This window comes from Nonomuraea longispora, assembly GCF_004348345.1.
Taxonomy (GTDB): Bacteria; Actinomycetota; Actinomycetes; order Streptosporangiales; family Streptosporangiaceae; genus Nonomuraea; species Nonomuraea longispora.
Genome location: NZ_SMJZ01000187.1, coordinates 1 through 17,940 on the forward strand (window position 1 = coordinate 1; position 17,940 = coordinate 17,940).

Genomic DNA, 17,940 nt, shown 5'->3' on the forward strand with positions numbered 1-17,940 from the left:
GCCTCGTGGCATGCGGCGGGGACGCGGGGGGCGGCGACACCACGCTGAGATACGCCTGGTGGGGCAACACCATCCGGCAGCAGAACTACACCAAGGCCCTCAAGGAGTTCTCCGGCAAGAACCCGGGCATCCAGGTCGAGCCGGAGTTCGCCGAGTACTCCGCCTTCCAGGAGCGTATGACGACGCAGATGGCGGCCCGCGACGTCGCCGACATCTTCTGGATCGCCTCAGCGCAGGTGCTCACCTACAACAAGAGCAACCTCTACCGCCGCCTCGACGACATCCCCACTCTCGACCTGTCCGACTACTCCCAGCAGGAGCTGGACTCGTTCAAGCTGAACGGGCAGCTCAACACCATGCCGTTCGGCGTCTTCGTCCCCGTCATGCGCTACAACGAGACGTTCGCCGAGGAGGACGACGTCGAGCTCCCGCCCGGCGACGCCGACTGGGACGCCTGGGCGACCTTCCTCATCGACTACTCCAAGGACAACTCCGGCAGGCGCAAGGGCATGCCGTACGAGGCCGACGCCGACATGTGGTTCGAGGCGTGGCTGCGCCAGCGCGGCGAGCAACTGTGGACCGAGGACGGCAACGCGGGCTTCACCGCCGACAGCGTGCGCGCCTGGTTCGACTGGTGGGACAAGATGCAGAAGGCCGGAGCCGTGCTGACGCTCAGCGAGCAGGAGGGCATGGGCCCCGACTGGGCGCTGGTCGGCGAGAAGGTGCTGGCCAAGGTGGGCAACTCCAACCACATCATCGACGACGCCAAGATGTTCCCCGACCACCGCTTCAAACTGCGCGGCATGCCGGTGGCCAAGGACGCGCAGGCGGGCCATCCGTTCCTGTACTTCCCCCGGATGGCGATATATCAGGGCATCGACGAGGAGAACCTGGAGGCGGCCGGCAAACTCGTCAACTACAACACCAACGACCCGGCCATGCTCAAGACCGTCGGCCTGACCATGGGCGCGCCGGTCAACCCCAAGGTCTTCCAGCAGACCCTCGACACGGCGAGCGGGGACGAGAAGGAGATGCTCACCGCCGTGCACAGCGTTCGCGAGGCCGAGCGCCGCCCCCGCTTCGAGGCGCCCCCGGGCACGAGCACCTGGCGCACGGCCATGGCCCGGGCCGCCGAGGAGATCTCACTCGGCCGGCTGAGCACCGCCGACGGCGCCACGCGGCTCCTGGACGAGATCAAGACCGGCATCACGCGGGCGCATTAGGAGATCCTCGTGCCGATCAAGCGAGCCAGACGAGGGCCGCGCGGCCAGGGCGCGGCCGCGCACGTCTTCCTCATCCCATGGTGGCTCGGCCTCGTTCTCGTCACGGCCGTGCCGCTGCTCGCCTCCCTCTATCTCGCGTTCACCGACTACAACATCCTCAGCTCGCCGGAGTTCAACGGCCTCGCGAACTTCCGGCGGATGTTCGAGGACGAGTACTTCTGGGCGGCCGTGCGGGTGACGCTGGTTTACGTCCTGGTCTCCATCCCGCTGCAGCTCGGCTTCGCGCTGCTGCTCGCCCTCGTCCTCGACAGGGGCCTGCGCGGCCTGGCCTTCTACCGCAGCGCCTTCTACCTCCCGTCGCTGCTCGGCACCAGCGTCGCGGTCGCGATCCTGTGGCGGCAGGTGTTCGGCGACAGCGGCCTGATGGACCGGGCGCTGTCGTTCTTCGGGCTGGAGCTGGGCAGCTGGCTGCAGAACCCGAGCCTGTCGCTGTCGACGCTGATCGTGCTGAACGTGTGGACGTTCGGCTCGCCGATGGTCATCTTCCTCGCCGGTCTCCGCCAGATCCCCGAGGAGCTGTACGAGGCCGCCAGGGTCGACGGCGCGAGCGTCGTCCGGCAGTTCACCGGCGTCACGATCCCGCTGCTGACCCCGATCATCTTCTTCAACCTGATCCTGCAGACGATCGGCGCCTTCCAGACCTTCACCCAGGCCCACGTCGTCAGCGGCGGCACCGGAGGCCCTGCCAACTCGACGCTGTTCTACACGCTCTACATCTACCAGCAGGGATTCACGAACTTCGACATGGGCTACGCCTCCGCGCTGGCGTGGATGCTGATGGCCGCGATCTGCCTGGTGACGGCCGTGCACTTCGTCCTGTCGAAATACTGGGTCTTCTACGGAGACGACTGATGACGACCGCGACCCTCGACTCCGCGCGTACCCGATCAAAGGCGGCCGCGCGGCGGCGCGTCCGCCGCGACCTGCTCAAACACCTCGGCCTCGGCGCGTTCGTGCTGCTGATGCTCTATCCGCTGGCCTGGATGATCGTCAGCTCGCTCAAGCCCGACCACCTCGTCCTCACCGAACCCGGGCTCGTCCCCAGCGAGATCACCTTCGACAACTTCGTCGAGGGCTGGCACGCGCTCAACCGCCCCTTCTCGGTCTTCTTCCTCAACTCGCTGCTCGTCACCGTCGGCGCGATCGCCGGCAACCTGTTCTCCTGCTCGCTGACCGCGTTCGCGCTGGCCAGGCTGGAGTTCAGGATGCGCGGCGTCTATATCGCGATCACGCTCGTGTCGGTGATGTTGCCGATGCACGTGCTGGTGATCCCGCAGTACATCTTCTTCTCGCAGCTCGACCTGGTGAACACGTATTTCCCGCTGATCGTGCCGAAGTTCCTGGCCACCGACGCGTTCTTCATCTACCTGATGGTGCAGTTCATCAGGACCATCCCGCGCGACCTCGACCGCGCGGCCTGGATCGACGGCTCGGGGCCGTTCCGCACCTTCTGGTACGTGATCCTGCCGCTGATGCGGCCCGCGCTCGTCACCACCACGATCTTCACGTTCATCTGGACGTGGAACGACTTCTTCGTGCCGCTGATCTATCTCACGTCGCCGAAGATGTTCACGGTGCCGGTGGCGCTCAACTCCATGGTCGACTCCGAGTCGCAGGGCGGCGTGGGCATGTTGTTCGCGATGTCGCTGGTGTCGCTGCTGCCGGTGCTCATCTTCTTCGCCGTCGCGCAGAAGCAGCTCATCCGCGGCATCGCCACGACGGGGCTCAAATGAGGATTCTGTTCACCGGCGACCACGACGAGGACGTGCGCCGCGGCGTGCGAGAGGCGGCCCCGCGGGCGAGCGTCGCGTTCGGGGCGGACCCGGCCGAGGGCATCGAGGAGGCGGACGCCGTCGTCGGCCACGTGCCGGACGCCCTGCTGGCCAGGGCGCGCAGGCTGCGCTGGGTGCACAGCCCGGCCGCCGGCGTGGACGGCGTGTTGTCGGGCGCGCTGCTCGACAGCGACGTCACGCTCACGTCGTCCGCGGGCAACGGCGCGATCCCGCTGGCCGAGCACGCGATGTTGCTGATGCTCATGCTGAGCAGGGACGTCCCCCGCTGGCAGCGCGCGCAGGCGGAGCGCCGATGGGACCGTCACACGCACGGCGAGCTGGCGGGCGCGACCGTCGGCCTCTACGGGCTGGGCAACGCGGGGCTCGACCTCGCGGCCAAGGCGAAGGCGTTCCACATGCGGGTGCTCGGCATGCGCCGCAGGACCGGCGTGCCCGCGCCGGGCGTGGACGAGCTGTTCGGCCAGGACGCCTTCCACCGGTTCCTGACCGCGTGCGACTTCGTGGTGGTGACGGCGCCGCTCACGCCGGCCACCTCGGGGCGTTTCGACCGGGCCGCGTTCGCCGCGATGAAACGTACGGCGTGCTTCGTCTGCGTCTCGCGCGGCGGCATCGCGGACGACGACGCCCTGCTCGACGCGGTGCGGCGGGGTGAGATCGCGGGGGCCGGGCTGGACGCGCACGGCGTGGAGCCGCTACCTCCGCGCAGCCCGTTCTGGACGCTGCCGAACGTCATCGTCACCCCGCACAACGGCGCCACCACGCGGGAGACCGCACGCCGGGGAGTGCGGATCATGCTCGACAACGTGGGCAGGTTCGCCCGTGGCGAGCCGCTGCGGAACGTCGTCGACAAGGCGGCCGGGTATTGAGGCTAGTATACTTGTCTGACGATTAAGCCCCGGCGTTCGGCGATCCTTGGGAGGGGCCCTTTGGACGGCCAGACCAGCTTTTCTCTTGGCCCTTCGTCTCTGACGGATGCGCTCTACGAGTCCGTGCGCAAGCGCATCGTCAACGGCGAGATCGCGCCGGGGGAGAAGCTCACCGAGATCCGCATCGCCGGCGAGTACAGCGTCGCACGGCCCACCGCGAAGGCGTGCCTGGAACGGCTCACCGCGCTCGGATTGTTGCGCCGCACCGCCCACAAGACCGCGGTCGTCCCCAAGCTCGACGAGGACGACATCCGCGACCTGTACTTCAGCCGCGAGACCGTCGAACGCGCGGCGGTCGCGGCGCTCGCCCGCACCGCCACCGTGCCGCAGCCCGCCGCCCGCGCGCAGGCGGCGATGAAGGCGGCGGCCGGTGACATGGCCTTCGCCAGCCAGGTGGAGGCCGACATCGCCTTCCACTCCGCGCTGGTCGCGGCCGTGGGCAGCCGGCGGTTGTCACGCATGCACGAGGTGATCCTCGGCGAGGTGCACCTGACGATGGGCCAGTTCCAGGCCCACAGGACCACGCACCCCATGAACGTGGTGCACGAGCACGACGACATTCTCAAGGCGATCGGCGACGGCGACCCCGAGCGGGCCCAGCAGCGCCTCGCCCACCATCTCGACCAGGCCCAGGGCCGCCTGCTCGGCCAGTTGCGCCGCGAGCGGTCGGGAGAGGCCACCGCGTAGGAGCTCATGTGACCAGCTGGACCGTCAACTGCTCGATCCTCTACACCGGCCTGCCCCTGCTCGACCGCCCCGCCGCGGCGGCAGCCGACGGGTTCACGGCGGTCGAGTTCTGGTGGCCGTGGCCGCGCGCCGTGCCCGCCGACCGTGACGTGGACGCGTTCGTACGCGCCGTCGAGGACGCGGGCGTGCGGCTGACCGGGCTCAACTTCTTCGCGGGCGACATGGCGGCCGGCGACCGCGGCCTGGTGTCGTGGCGCGGGCGCTCCCGCGAGCTGCTCGACAACATCCCCGTGGTGGCGGCCATCGGCGAGCGGCTGGGCTGCCGGGCGTTCAACGCCCTGTACGGCAACCGCGTCGAAGGGGCCGATGCGAAGGAGCAGGACGACCTGGCCGTGGAAATGCTGGCGGCCTGCGCGCGCGGAGTCGACGGCACCGTGCTCGTCGAGCCGGTCAGCGGTGCGCCGCGCTATCCGCTGCTGACGGCCGCCGACGCGGTGACCGTGCTCGACCGGCTGGCCGAGGTGCCCAACGTGGGGTTGCTGGCCGACTTCTACCACCTGGCCGTCAACGGCGACGACGTGCCCGCCGTCATCGAACGGCACGCCGCGCGCATCGCGCACGTACAGATCGCCGACGCTCCGGGCAGGGGTGCGCCGGGTGAGGGGTCGCTGCCGCTCCGGCAGTGGATCGCTGACGTGTACGCAGCCGGATATGACGGATATGTCGGCCTCGAATACCGTTCCGACGGCCCCGGCGCCTTCGACTGGCTCCCCCGCCCGGACCGAGCCGCCTGAAAGACCGGCGCGGGAGAGAACGGCGAGACAGACAGACCAGCGCGGGGCGGATCGCAACGCCGGGCGCACCAAGGGAGAGGAACGTCGTGAGCACCATCGCCTTCATCGGCCTCGGCATCATGGGCAGCCCCATGGCCGTGCACCTGGTCAGGGCCGGGCACACCGTGGCCGGCTACAACCGCTCGCCCGAGAAGACCAGGGCCCTGACCGAGGCGGGCGGCCGCGCGGCCGCCTCGATCGCCGACGCCGTGACGGGAGCCGACGTGGTCGCCCTCATGGTTCCCGACTCCCCGGACGTGCAGGCCGTGCTGACCGGCGATGACGGCGTGTTCGCGCACGCCGCTCCAGGCACGCTGATCATCGACTTCTCGTCGATCCGTCCCGACGTCACCCGCGAGCTGGCCGCTGAGGCGTCCGCCCGTGGCCTGCGCTATCTCGACGCTCCCGTCTCCGGAGGCGAGGCGGGCGCGAAGAACGCCGCTCTGTCCATCATGGTGGGCGGCGATGACGACGCCTTCGCCGCGGCCAAGCCGATCTTCGACACGGTGGGCAGGACCGTCGTGCACGTCGGGCCGAGCGGCGCGGGCCAGACGGTCAAGGCGGCCAACCAGCTCATCGTCGCCGCGAACATCGAGGCGCTGGCCGAGGCGGTCGTGTTCCTGAGGGCGTACGGAGTGGACCTGGAGGCGGCGCTCGACGTGCTCGGCGGCGGCCTGGCGGGCTCGGCGGTGCTGAACCAGAAGCGCGGCAACATGCTGGACCACGCGTTCGAGCCGGGCTTCCGCATCGCCCTGCACCACAAGGACATGGGCATCGTCACGTCGGCGGCCCGCGAGGCGGGGGTGGTGCTGCCGCTCGGCGCGCTGGTCGCCCAGCTCGTGGCCGCCGCCAACGCGTCCGGCGACGGCTCGCTCGACCACTCCGCCCTGCTCCGCGGCGTCGAACGCCTCTCCGGCGACCTCTGAGCCCACCGCTAGGGGCGCGGGTTCAGCCGTGGCGTTCGGCGCTGAGGCGCCGGGTCAGCGCTTCGGCCGTCAGCGGCTCCTCGGGCGGGGAGGGCGCCGGGTGGGCGCGCATGCCGGCGAGCACCAGCCGCACCGCGCGCTCCCGTAGCTCGTCGCCCAGGTCCGCGGGCAGCGTGGGCAGCCCGCGGACGAGTAGCCCGACGACCCCCATGACGTCGCCCGTGCCGACGTCGGTGCGCAGCGCCCCCTCGTCGTGGGCGGCGCGCACGATCTGGTCGAGCACCTCAAGCAGGCGGACGCGGCCCTCGTCGATCTCGGGCGTGCCGGCCACGCGGTGCACCTGCGCCCCCGCGACCGAGAGGAGCAGGTCGAGCCGCAGGTCGGCGCAGCCGTGGACGAACCGGCTGAGCGCGTCCCAGGCCCACGTCTCCTCCTCGCGCGCTTTCTGCGCGAGCGAGATCATGCGTTCGAGGGCGTCGGCCAGCACGGCGTGGATGAGGCTGTCGCGGTCGGGGAAGTGCCGGTAGAGCGTGCCCGCCCCCACGCCGGCGAGCCGCGCGACCTCGTCCATCGTGGCGTCGGGGCCCTGCTCGGCGAACACCCCCCTGGCCGTGTCGAGGATGAGCTCCCGGTTGCGTTGTGCGTCCGCTCTCAGTTGGCCCGGCGCGCGCATATCGGCTGGCCGCCTCTCGTGTGCTGGGGATCGCTTGACGTGGCTCTCCACAGCAGCATAACGTCTGGAAAGCGGAGAAAATTTCTCCGATTATGGGGAAGGGTGTGCCCATGATGAAAGCACTGGTCGCCCGGGAATACGGTCCTCCCGAGCTGCTCCGGATCGAGGACCTGCCGATTCCCGAACCTGGCCCAGGCCGGATCCTGGTGAGGGTCGCGGCGGCCTCACTCAACCCCGCCGACCTCATGCTCACGAGCGGAGCCATCAAGGACGACTTCGGGCTCGGCTTCCCCTACGTTCCCGGCACCGCCCGCGGCAAGTACGTCGTCTCGATGCCGGACGCTCAGGCCAGCCGCCCGCGATAGACCTCCCTGGCCCGCTCGTACACCTCCAGATGGTCGCCGAGCTGCTCCTCGGTCTCGAACGTGCCGAACTCGCGCAGCAGTTCCTCCAGCCGGTCCAGCCACGCCAGACACCACCGCACGTCCGCCTCCCTGGCCACGTGGGAGCCCGCGACGTTCACGTACACCGGGCTGGTGTGCGCGTACGCGCCGCGCCCGTGCAGGGTGCGCGGATGCGGCGGGCCGGTGGCGACGGCGACCACGTACGTCGGCTCGTCCGCGACCAGCGACGTGGTCAGCCGCCCCGGCGGGCCCTGCGCCAGCACGCCGTCGGCGGTGCGGATCTCCAGCCGCTCGACCTCGGGGCCGATCGAGGTGACCACGATCTCCGCGCGCCGCCCGGCCGCGAGATCCACCGTGTCGCCCGGCCCGTGCCCGTTCACCGTGAGCTCCAGCCACGGTCCCGTCGTGGCGAACGTGCGGCCGAGCAGGATCGCCTCGGCGTACGACTCGGCCGTGAGCGGGCCCGCCACGTTGGCGTACACCCGTTCCCACCCGGGCGGGCTCGACGCGGTCCCCCGGCGGCAGAACGACAACACCGCGTCGGTGCCGGCCGTGACCGCGAGCCGGTTGCCCGCGCCGACGAGCCGCCGGTAGACGGCCGCGGTGGCCTCGATCGAGGAGTGGTTGAGCACGTCGAGGGCGTCGACCAGGCCCAGCGCCGCGTCCGCGACGATCTCCCTGGCCGAGCAGTTGCGCCCGCGGCCGAGCACCGCGCCGGGCGGATCGTCCTCGCCGAACGCCGTGTGGAAAGGATGCCCGTACCCGATCACCCCGCCGAGCGCCCGCAGCTCCTCGCACGCCACGGTGTTGGGCGGCCAGTCGGCCGTGCCCTGGAAGCCCGTGTGGCAGCGCCGGGGCGGCTCGCGCAGCCCGAACGCGGTGAGGTGCCCCGCCAGGTCGCTGCGGTATTCGACGCCGATCCTGGCCAGATGCCTGTCGTCCGACCACGGCAGGTCCTCGCCCGCCCAGTGCGCGAGCGCCTCCAGGTCGTAGACCCGCCCGCTCGCCACGTTGCCCGCCACGAGGTTGAGCACGTGCAGGTCCTCGCCGTGCTGCGCCGCCGCGGCCAGTTCGGGCGCGGCGGGCTCCTCGCCCATCCAGTTGAGGTGTACGTGCAGGTCGCCGCCGTACCACCCACGGGCGGCGGCGTCGTAGAGCCGTTCGGGCGCCAGCTCGACCAGCGTCTCCGCGCCCGCCTCCGGGGTGATGACGACCTCGGCCGACGTGTACTCCATCCCTCTCGCCACCGTCACCGTGACCGGTTCGGCGGGCACCGCGACCACGAGGTCGTCGCCATGGAAGTACGGCCGGCGCTGGGCGTCGACCTTGCGGGGGGCGCCCTCGGGATACCAGCCCTGGCCGTTCGCGCCCGTGACGCTCCACCGGCACGGGAACCCCGCCCGCACCCTGACCGCTGCCCGCGTCGCCCGGCGGCGCAGCGGAGCCAGGTCCACCGGCCGGCCGCCGGCGGTGACGGACTCGCCGGCCTCGACCACCTTGGCGCCGCGCGGCGGCACCTCGTACGCGGTGCCGTCCGCCACGACCGTGACGGGCGCGTCCCTGCTGGAGTCGACGAGCAGTGACGTGCGGAACGGCCGGTCGTCCAGCACGACCTGTGTCACCGCCTCCAGCATGACCCCTCCGGGGGTCAGCCGCAGTGCGGGCAGGTTGTCCACGACGTCGCCGCCGAGCGCGTCGCGCACCACCTCGTCGGCGTCCACCTCGCCGAGTAGGTCTTCGAGCTCGTCCTGGGGGATTCCGGGATGGCGCTCGGCGAGCAGGCGCAGCGCCGCCCCCCAGAAGTCGTAGCGGTTGTCGAGGAAGACGGTGGCCCAGGCCTGGACGACGTACGTGAGAGGCGGCTCGCCCCAGCAGACGCCGTGCGTGTCGCGCAGCGCACGGTAGTCGGCCAGCGCGCGAGCCACCGGTTCGGGGAACAGCGGATCGTCACGCATCGGACACTCCCTGAATCGGACGCGTCGTCATCGTGACATGGATCGACCGCTATGTCCCCCCGCGATGAACGGTCAGGCACGTCCCAGGCTGAACGTCGGCTGCCCAGGAACGCTCTGCTCGGCGTCCAGCGCCTTGTCGTCCAGAATCGGCGCCGCGTCCTCCGACACGAAGACCCGCACGTCTTCCTTCTCCACGACCTGGTCGCCCGCGTAGGGCGTGCTCACCAGAGTGACTTCGAGCGTCCCCGCCTCATCGGCCTTGGGGGCGATGCGCAGGCCGGCGTCGGCCGGCACCTCCTGGCCGACCATGAGGTCGCGGATCGCCTCAACGGCGTTGTCTGTAAGCGTCAGCACAACAGGCTCCTTTCAGTCGTGAAACCTCCGCCTCCCCTCCGGCCTGCGCCCCAAACCCGGGCAGGCCTCCACCGGAAAGCGGGTGGCCCGGCATGCCCGTACGGGTCGCGGGTAGCGGGACGCTCATGACCAAGACCGAAGAAGCAGTCATGGACGTACTGCTCGACCGATACGGCCGCACGTACGCCGCCGAGGCCGGCATCAAGCTGGCCGACCAGCCGAAACCGCTCTACCAGTTGCTCGTCCTCGCCACCCTGCTCAGCGCGCGGATCTCGGCGGACGTGGCCGTGGCGGCCGCTCGTGAGCTGTTCGCGGCCGGGTACTCGACGCCGAAGGCCATGCGGGAGGCTAGCTGGCAGGACCGGGTGGACGCGCTGGGACGCGGCCACTACCGCCGCTACGACGAGCGCACCGCCACCATGCTCGGCCGTGGGGCCGAACTGCTGCTCGACCGGTGGAAGGGCGACCTGCGCCGCCTGCGCGACGAGGCGGGAGGCGACCCGCGCGGGATCCACGAGCTGCTGACGGAGTTCCCCGGGCTCGGGCCGACCGGCGCGGACATCTTCCTGCGTGAGGTCCAGGCCGTCTGGCCCCAGGTCGCGCCGCACCTCGACAAGAAGGTGCTGGACGGGGCGGCCGAGGTGGGGCTGCCGCGCCAGGAGCGCTCGCTGGCCCGGCTGGCCGAGTCCGGCCACGAGCTGGCCCGCCTGTCCGCCGCACTCGTACGGGTGTCCCGCAGCAAGCGCATCGCCCAGGAGGTCAAGTCCGCGGCGGCCCGCTGACGGGGCGGGACGATCCCGCTCTGTTAGGTTCGATGTATGGGTGAGTTTGTGAGCGTCGAGGTGGCCGACCAGATCGCCACGATCCGTCTTGACCGTCCGAAGATGAACGCCCTCAACGGCCAGGTCCAGCAGGAGATCGGCGAGGCCGCCGGCATCGTCGACGCCGACCCGCAGGTGCAGGCGGTGATCGTCTACGGTGGCGAGAAGGTCTTCGCGGCGGGTGCCGACATCAAAGAGATGGCCGACATGTCCTATGCCGACATGTCCACTCATTCCCGTACGCTGCAGGACTGCTTCACCGCCGTAACCCGCATCGGCAAGCCGGTCATCGCCGCCATCACCGGCTACGCGCTGGGCGGCGGCTGCGAGCTCGCCCTCTGCGCCGACTTCCGGGTCGCCGGGGAGTCGGCCAAGCTGGGCCAGCCCGAGATCCTGCTCGGCATCATCCCCGGCGCGGGCGGCACCCAGCGCCTGCCCCGCCTGGTCGGCCCGGCCAGAGCCAAAGACCTGATCCTCACCGGGCGTCACGTGCCCGCCGCCGAGGCCCTCGCGATGGGCCTGGTCGACCGGGTGGTGCCGGACGAGCAGGTCTACACCGCCGCCCTCGAATGGGCGGCCACGTTCGTCGGCGGGCCCACGGTCGCGCTCCGTGCCGCCAAGCAGGCCGTTGACCAGGGGCTGGAGGTCGACCTGGACACCGGCCTCGAGATCGAGCGGCTGCAGTTCGCCGGCCTCTTCGCCACCGACGACGCCAAGATCGGCATGCGGGCGTTCGCCGAGAAGTCCAAGCCCAAGTTCACGGGGCGATAATGTCCTTCTGGACATGTCACCGCAAACTGGACGGAGCTGCTGGAGGACCTTGATAACCCATCGGTAGCTTCGTCCGTCCCGGCTGTGGTTTGCCAGTATCGTGGCGTTTCATGATGCGCGTTCCCGTCCCTGTCCGGCTGCGCAAAGCCGTGCGTACGTGGTTCGACTCCCGTTACATCTCGATCGCCGATCACCGTCAGGACATCAGGGACGCGCTCTGGGAGGTCCAGACGCTGCGCCGGGAGATGGCGACCCTGCAGGGCGAGGTGGAACGGCTGCGGAACGCGCGCCCGCCGGCGGCCGCCACCACCCACGGCGCGGGTGCCGGCGACAAGGCAGGCAGCGCCGACAGCAGGGTCGGCAGCGTCGGGGTCAAGGCCGACAGCGCCTACGGCAAGGCCGACAGGGCCTACGGCAAGGCCGACGACGCCCACCGGCTCGCGCAGGAGACCGCCAAGGCACTGGACGGTGTGCTGCAGAACGAGGTCCTCGTCTGGCAGGCCATCGACGACCTGCGTACCCGCCTGGCCGGAGGAGAGGTCCCCGCGACCTCCCGCACGACAGCCGAGGCGGTAGAGCGGGCGGGCGCCGGGCGCGTCCCGCCGGAGGCGGAGCGCACGCCGGGGCGTGCGGCGGACGAGCTGGTGCAGGGGCGTTCCGGGGACGAGCGGGTGCGGGGGCGTTCCGAGGAGCAGCCGTGCGCGTGACCTGGACGGGCGCCGACCTGACGTTCCGCCTGGACCCCGACGACGAGATCACCGGCAAGGCCTCCGACGAGTACCCCATCAAGCTGGCCACCAACTCCTGCTCCGTCGGCGGCGTCCCCGGCGACGCGCACCCCGACCTCTTCGCCCTCGCCGCGTGGACGATCGTCGCGCCGTGGACCCGCCGGCGCGTCTCCTTCGACCGGGCCATATCGGCGGAGCTGGCCGAGGCCCTGCACGTCGGCTGGGGGATCGACGCGGGCCCGGTGGGAGCGGAGCAGCGCGGCCCGGGGGACAGGCTCGCGATCTCGTACAGCGGCGGCGCGGACTCCGTCGCGGCGGCCGCCATCTACGCTGAGGCGCCGTTCGTGCACTTCCAGCGGGTGCCGCACCGGCGGGTCCCCAACCGCTGGCCCCACTACCGGTCCGACGTGCTGGCCAGGCTGGCCGAGCGGACAGGCCGCGAGTTGTCCGTGGTCACCTCCGACCTGGAGTACACCCTCGCCGAGCCGCGTCCCGGCTATCCCGAGCACCATGCGGTGGCGGCGGGCGCGCTGCTCCTGGCCGACCAGCTGGACCTCGGAGGGGTGGCCTTCGGCTATGAACTCGGTTCACGCTGGCTCGGCGGGGATCGCTATGTGTTGCGCTACACCCCTGACAACCCCATGTGGGCGCCGCACGGCCGATGGGGCCGTTTGTTCGCGGCGGCGGGCGTGCACATTGTGTTACCCGTTGGCGGCGTGAGCGAGGCGGTCACCATGCGCCTGGCCCTGAACTCCGATCTCAGGACGTACGTGCGCTGGTGCCTGCGCGGCACCGACGGGCCGTGCCGCGCCTGCGGCAAGTGCCTGTACAAGGAGCTCATCCAGGCCGCCATCGAGCGTCGCCCGCTCGACACCCCCATGACCGCCAGGCACCGCGCCGCGCAGTCGTGGCTGAAGAAGCCGCCCTACGGCGGCCAGGAGATGGTCGAGTACGGGCTCGCGCGTGTCCCCGGCATCGAGCACACCCTGTTCGCGGAGGTGCTCGACTATTTCGACGCCACGGAGGAGTCCTCCGCCTGGCTCGACCACTGCTACCCGAAGGCTCTCGACGAGATCCCGGCCCCGTGGCGTGCCGAGGCGGCGGCGTACATGGAGGCGCACGTGGGGCTCATGACGCACGACGAGGTGCGGCGGGTGGAGACTTGGGGCACCTGACGCCGGGCGGTCGGCCGGGCGGGCGCGGATCGATGAAGGAGCAGGGCACGTGAAGGTCTATCTGTCGGTGGACATGGAGGGCGTGACGGGGCTGACGGACCCCGAGGAGATGCACGCGGGCAAGCGCGGGTACGAGCGCGGCTGCGAGCTGATGACCGCCGACGCCAACGCGGCCGTCGAGGGCGCGTTCGACGCGGGGGCGACCGGCGTGCTGGTCAACGACGCCCACGGGTCGACCAAGAACCTCCGGATCGACCTGCTCGATCCCCGGGCCAGCCTCGTACGCGGGCCGGGCAAGGCGCAGCGGATGGCGCAGGGGCTCGACGGTTCGTTCCAGGCCGCCTGCTTCGTGGGCTACCACGCCCGCGCGGGCGTGCAGCACGGCGTGCTGAACCACACCTGGATGGGCAAGGAGATCCAGAACGTCTACCTCAACGGCGAGCTGTGCGGGGAGACCCGGCTCGTCGCCGCGTGCGCCGGGTTCCACGGGGTGCCGGTCGCGGTGGTGACCGGGGACGAGGCCGTCGGCGAGGAGGCGCGCGAGCTGCTCGGCGACGTCGAGACGGTCGCGGTGAAGAAGGGGATCGACAAGTTCGCGGCCGAGCTGCTGCCGCCGAGCGTGGCTCAGGCCAGGATTCGTGAGGTCATGGCGCGGGCACTCGGCCGGTTGAGCGATTTCACGCCCTATGAGCTGGCGGCACCGTACACGCTGGGGGTGGAGTGGAACTCCACCGCCATCGCCGCCGCCGTGGCGCTCGTCCCCGGGGTGAAGTCGGCAGGGTCGCGGCACACCGAGTTCACCACCGACGACTTCACCCAGATCATGGCGCTGTTCGGCATCTTCGCCACCATCGGCGGCCAGGTCGCCTGCGGCAGCGGGCCGTACGGCTGAGATGACGTGACCGGTGACGGGTGTAGGGGGCGGGTGACGTGGAAGGCGCGGCGCTGACCCGGCGCGGGTTGCTCGTCGGGTTGGGGGCGGTCGGCGGCGCGGGCGCCATGTACGCGGCCATGGGCGCGTTAGGGCTGGCGCCCTCGGAGCAGTCGAAGGACTACGTGGCCCCGAGGCCGGGCGATTTCACCCTGCGCGGCAAGGGCGCGGCCAAGGTCGTGGTCATCGGCGCGGGGGTGGCGGGGCTCACGGCGGCGTACGAGCTGAACAAGGCCGGCTATGACTGCACGCTGCTGGAGGCCAGGGAGAAGGCCGGTGGGCGGAACCTGACGCTGCGCGGCGGCGACCGGCTGAGCGAGCTGAACGGCCCGGCGCAGGAGGTGACGTTCGGGGAGGGCGTCTACTTCAACGCGGGCCCCGCCAGGATCGCCCCGTGGATGGTCACCCTCGACTACTGCCGTGAACTGGGCATCCCGATCGAGACCTTCATCAACGACAACGCCGCCGCGTACGTGCACACCAACGGGCGGACGATGCGGGCGCGGACCGCCCGAGCCGACATGTATGGATATGTCGCAGAATTGTTGGCGAAAGCCACAAATGTTGGTGCGTTGGACAAGGCCATCACCAAGGACGACCAGGAACGCCTGCTCGATTTCCTCCAAAGGTTCGGCGACCTGGGGCCCAGGCTGGAATACGAAGGGTCGTCACGCCGCGGTTTCACGACATTTCCGGCGATAGAGGGTGGGGTTCTCCTCGACCCTCCGGGCCCGCTCCATCAGATCCTCGCCGCGGGCACCGGCCGGGCCATCACCAACAACTTCGGCTTCGACCAGGCCACCCCCATGTTCCAGCCCGTCGGCGGCATGGACGCGATCGTCAGCCGGCTGGTGGAGGCCGTGGGCGAGGACTCCATCACGACGGGCGCCAAGGTCACCAGGATCACCACCATGGACGACGGCGTGGAGGTCGTCTGGAACGGCGGCAGCGTCAAGGCCGACTACTGCATCGCCGCCCTCCCCCCGCACGTGCTCGCTAAGATCCCGCACAACCTGGGCGCCCAGGTCACCACCGCGCTCAAGACGCCGGTCCCGGTCGCCGCGGGAAAGATCGGCCTGGAGTACGGCAGGCGCTGGTGGGAGCTGGAGGACCACATCTACGGCGGCGTGACGGAGACGGACCTCGACATCACTCACATCTGGTACCCGTCCCACGACTACCACGCGGAGCGCGGCCTGCTGGTCGGCTACTACAACGTCGAGCGCGGCGCCGAGCTGTACGGAGCCCTCACCCCCGAGGACCGCAGGCGCAGGGCGCTCACCCAGGGCAAGAAGATCCACGGCGAGAAGTACCGCCAGAACGTCCTGTCCGGCGTCTCCATCGCATGGGAGCGCCAGGAGCACATCCAGGGTGGGTGGGTGCGCTGGCCGTCCATTGATTCGTCCTTCACTCTTCTGCAACGCCCCGCCGGAAGGGTCTACTTCACGGGCGACTGGCTCACCCATCTGATCGCCTGGCAGGCGGGGGCCATGGAGTCCGCCCGCGGCGTCGTCACCCTGCTGCACCAGCGAGTGCTGCAGTCCCCGTGACGTCGCACGCTGCTCCGGCGACCGGGTTAGGGTCCAAGGAGAAGCGACCGAGGAGATGGGATGAGCTTGCACTGGGAGCCCGCGACCGAACGCACCGGCCTTCTCGCCGATCCGGTGGCGCGGGCCGTTCCGCACGTGGACGGCGTCGAGGTGGCCGAGATCGACCCCGATCTCGCCGACACGGCGGCGTTCTGCGAGCGCTATGACGTGCGGCTCGACGAGTCGGCCAACTGCGTGGTCGTGGCCGCCAAACGGGGCGGCGAGGTCCGCTACGCCGCCTGCATGGTGCTCGCGACGATGCGGGCGGACGTGAACGGTGTCGTACGCAGGCATCTCGACGCCAGGAAGGCGAGTTTCGCGCCGATGGCCGACGCGGTCGAGCTGACCGGCATGGAATACGGCGGCATCACGCCATTGGGGTTGCCGGACGACTGGCCGATCCTCGTGGACACGCACGTCGCCGACCATCCGAGAGTGGTGATCGGAAGCGGTGTGCGCAGGTCGAAGCTGGCCGTTTCCGGGGCCGCGCTGGCCGGGCTGAAGGGGGCCGAGGTTCTCTCGCTGGCCGGCTGACACAAACTGAAGCCGATTCGAGACCGTTGGATGGGAAACCGATGAGCCCTTTCCGGACGTTGTACAAGTGGGAATGTGGCCTCATGGTTCATCTCGTGGGCGGGGACTAAGCCGATATGGTGCTTCATGCCATGAACGATGACCGACTTGGCCCTTACCGGTTGCTCAGGCGGCTCGGTGAAGGCGGGATGGGCGTTGTCCACCTCGCCGCCGACCCGCAGGGGCGTCAGGTGGCGGTCAAGGTCCTGCGCGGGGAGGTCGCCGGCGACGAGGTCGCCAGGCGGCGGCTTTCGCGCGAGGTCGAGACCATGCGCAGGGTGCGGAGCAAATACATCGCCGAGGTGCTCGACGCCGACGTGACCGGCCACCGCCCCTACATCGTCACCCGCTACGTGCCCGGCCGTCCTCTCGACGAGATCGTCAAGGACGACGGCCCGCTCGACCTCGACGCGCTGCTCAAGGTCGCGCACGGGGTGGCGTCGGCGCTGGCCGTCGTGCACTCGGTCGGGGTGATCCACCGTGACCTCAAGCCGGGCAACGTGCTGATCCTCGACGGCGAGCCCGTGCTGATCGACTTCGGCATCGCGCAGGCGGTCGACGCGACCCGGCTGACGCAGACCGGCATGTTCATCGGCACGCCAGGCTACCTCGCGCCCGAGATCATCGAGGGCCAGGAGGCCGGCCCCGAGGTCGACATCCACGCGTGGGCGGGCACGCTGCTGTTCGCCGCGACGGGCCAGCCGCCCTTCGGCAAGGGCACGCTGGAGATGGTCTTCTACAACATCACGGCGGGCAAGGCCGACGTCGGCGCCGCCCCCTCGACATTGCAGCCGCTGCTCAAGGCGGCCTTCCAGCGTAATCCGGCCAAGCGGCCCAAGGCGGCCGACCTGGCCGAGCAGATCGCCAGGATGCTGCCCCGGCGGCCGCCGGGCGACGTGCCCGACGAACTCTCCACCGTGCCGCGGCCCGACACGCCCCCGCCCGGCCGGCCCGACACGTCCCCGTCCGGTTTCCCGCCTCCCGCGGCCGACAGCCCGTCCCACGACGTGTCCACGCCGCCGGTGACGCCGCGGCGGCTGCTCGAGAGCCAGGATCATCCGGTCCCTCCGCCATCGCAGGACCAGTACGTCTCGCTCCTGCCCAACCAGCCCGACCCCTGGCCGACCCGCAGGGTGTCGCCGGAGGAGTTGCGCCGGATCCAGCGCGAGGGCGGGGCGTCGCAGCCCTGGCCCGCGCAGCCCGGAGGCAGGGCCGCGCCGCCGGGCGAGGCCGACGTGCCCACCACGCGGGTGCGCCCCGACTCGCTGGAGTTCCGCGGGCTCAACGCGGGCCCGCCCGCCGACGTCAGACCGGGCACGGGTCCCGGCACGGACGGCCGGCAGGGCACGGGTCACGGCGCGGGACCGCACGCGAACCCGGGCACGGGCCCCGGCGGTGGACCGGGCGCAGGCCTGGGCGCGGGCCCTGGAGCAGGGCCGGGACCAGGCCGGTCCGGGCCGGGCCACGACTACGGCCGCACGCCCACGCCCGCCCAGCCGCCCCCCTACATCCCGGTGC

Annotated in this window: 19 protein-coding genes; 16 read left to right on the forward strand and 3 right to left on the reverse strand. The window is 70.8% G+C overall.

Going from position 1 to position 17,940, the window contains the following annotated elements; all coding sequences use genetic code 11:
- From E1267_RS34530 to E1267_RS34560, 7 genes are all read left to right on the forward strand, one after another.
- Positions 1–1,223, forward strand: a 1,223-nt coding sequence (locus tag E1267_RS34530) for an ABC transporter substrate-binding protein (protein ID WP_132338955.1), incomplete at its 5' end; no start/stop codon positions are given.
- A gap of 9 nt (positions 1,224–1,232) precedes the next feature.
- A complete protein-coding gene (locus E1267_RS34535) occupies positions 1,233–2,135 on the forward strand; it encodes a carbohydrate ABC transporter permease (protein WP_246064439.1) in 903 nt (300 codons plus the stop codon).
- On the forward strand, positions 2,135–3,016 hold the full coding sequence (locus tag E1267_RS34540) for a carbohydrate ABC transporter permease (RefSeq protein WP_132338959.1): 882 nt from the start codon (positions 2,135–2,137) through the stop codon (positions 3,014–3,016). The genes E1267_RS34535 and E1267_RS34540 overlap by 1 nt, the downstream gene beginning before the upstream one ends.
- Positions 3,013–3,942, forward strand: coding sequence for a D-2-hydroxyacid dehydrogenase (locus E1267_RS34545; RefSeq protein WP_132338961.1), 930 nt, complete (start codon positions 3,013–3,015; stop codon positions 3,940–3,942). Before E1267_RS34540 ends, E1267_RS34545 begins: the two co-directional genes overlap by 4 nt.
- Before the next feature lie 60 nt (positions 3,943–4,002).
- Positions 4,003–4,689, forward strand: coding sequence for a GntR family transcriptional regulator (locus tag E1267_RS34550; RefSeq protein ID WP_132338963.1), 687 nt, complete (start codon positions 4,003–4,005; stop codon positions 4,687–4,689).
- Positions 4,690–4,697: 8 nt separating this feature from the next.
- Positions 4,698–5,483 carry a hydroxypyruvate isomerase family protein gene (locus E1267_RS34555; RefSeq protein ID WP_132338965.1) on the forward strand — a complete coding sequence of 262 codons (786 nt, stop codon included), beginning with the start codon at positions 4,698–4,700 and terminating at the stop codon, positions 5,481–5,483.
- Complete coding sequence (locus E1267_RS34560; protein ID WP_132338967.1) at positions 5,480–6,448, forward strand: 2-hydroxy-3-oxopropionate reductase; 969 nt, start codon at positions 5,480–5,482, stop codon at positions 6,446–6,448. Before E1267_RS34555 ends, E1267_RS34560 begins: the two co-directional genes overlap by 4 nt.
- Positions 6,449–6,470: 22 nt before the next feature.
- On the opposite strand, the gene E1267_RS34565 is transcribed toward E1267_RS34560, so the two are convergent.
- Complete coding sequence (locus E1267_RS34565) at positions 6,471–7,121, reverse strand: TetR/AcrR family transcriptional regulator (protein WP_132338969.1); 651 nt, start codon at positions 7,119–7,121, stop codon at positions 6,471–6,473.
- A gap of 110 nt (positions 7,122–7,231) precedes the next feature.
- Between E1267_RS34565 and E1267_RS34570 the strand changes: the two genes are divergently transcribed.
- Positions 7,232–7,486: an MDR/zinc-dependent alcohol dehydrogenase-like family protein gene (locus E1267_RS34570; RefSeq protein WP_132338971.1), complete on the forward strand. Its 255-nt coding sequence runs from the start codon at positions 7,232–7,234 to the stop codon at positions 7,484–7,486.
- Here the strand turns inward: E1267_RS34570 and E1267_RS34575 are convergent.
- Together E1267_RS34575 and E1267_RS34580 are read right to left on the reverse strand one after the other, a co-directional pair.
- Positions 7,465–9,480 (reverse strand): CehA/McbA family metallohydrolase, encoded by a 2,016-nt coding sequence (locus E1267_RS34575; RefSeq protein WP_165959964.1) that lies wholly within the window; start codon positions 9,478–9,480, stop codon positions 7,465–7,467. The genes E1267_RS34570 and E1267_RS34575 overlap by 22 nt on opposite strands.
- 72 nt (positions 9,481–9,552) lie before the next feature.
- Positions 9,553–9,834 (reverse strand): hypothetical protein, encoded by a 282-nt coding sequence (locus tag E1267_RS34580; RefSeq protein ID WP_132338972.1) that lies wholly within the window; start codon positions 9,832–9,834, stop codon positions 9,553–9,555.
- Between the two features lie 125 nt (positions 9,835–9,959).
- Between E1267_RS34580 and E1267_RS34585 the strand changes: the two genes are divergently transcribed.
- The 8 genes from E1267_RS34585 to E1267_RS45415 form a co-directional block, all read left to right on the forward strand.
- Positions 9,960–10,616 (forward strand): endonuclease, encoded by a 657-nt coding sequence (locus tag E1267_RS34585; protein WP_201761923.1) that lies wholly within the window; start codon positions 9,960–9,962, stop codon positions 10,614–10,616.
- 36 nt (positions 10,617–10,652) lie between these two features.
- Entirely contained in the window at positions 10,653–11,426 is a 774-nt protein-coding gene (locus tag E1267_RS34590) for an enoyl-CoA hydratase/isomerase family protein (protein ID WP_132338974.1), read from the forward strand.
- A gap of 110 nt (positions 11,427–11,536) precedes the next feature.
- Positions 11,537–12,133, forward strand: coding sequence for a hypothetical protein (locus E1267_RS34595; RefSeq protein WP_181957880.1), 597 nt, complete (start codon positions 11,537–11,539; stop codon positions 12,131–12,133).
- Positions 12,124–13,329 carry a DUF6395 domain-containing protein gene (locus E1267_RS34600; RefSeq protein WP_132338975.1) on the forward strand — a complete coding sequence of 402 codons (1,206 nt, stop codon included), beginning with the start codon at positions 12,124–12,126 and terminating at the stop codon, positions 13,327–13,329. The genes E1267_RS34595 and E1267_RS34600 overlap by 10 nt, the downstream gene beginning before the upstream one ends.
- Before the next feature lie 49 nt (positions 13,330–13,378).
- A complete protein-coding gene (locus E1267_RS34605; RefSeq protein WP_132338977.1) occupies positions 13,379–14,221 on the forward strand; it encodes a M55 family metallopeptidase in 843 nt (280 codons plus the stop codon).
- Between the two features lie 38 nt (positions 14,222–14,259).
- On the forward strand, positions 14,260–15,810 hold the full coding sequence (locus E1267_RS34610) for a flavin monoamine oxidase family protein (RefSeq protein ID WP_246064441.1): 1,551 nt from the start codon (positions 14,260–14,262) through the stop codon (positions 15,808–15,810).
- 60 nt (positions 15,811–15,870) lie between these two features.
- Positions 15,871–16,383, forward strand: a complete 513-nt coding sequence (locus E1267_RS34615; RefSeq protein ID WP_132338978.1) for a YbaK/EbsC family protein — start codon at positions 15,871–15,873, stop codon at positions 16,381–16,383.
- Between the two features lie 131 nt (positions 16,384–16,514).
- Positions 16,515–17,940: serine/threonine-protein kinase (locus E1267_RS45415; protein WP_181957881.1), on the forward strand; the 1,426-nt coding region annotated here is incomplete at its 3' end.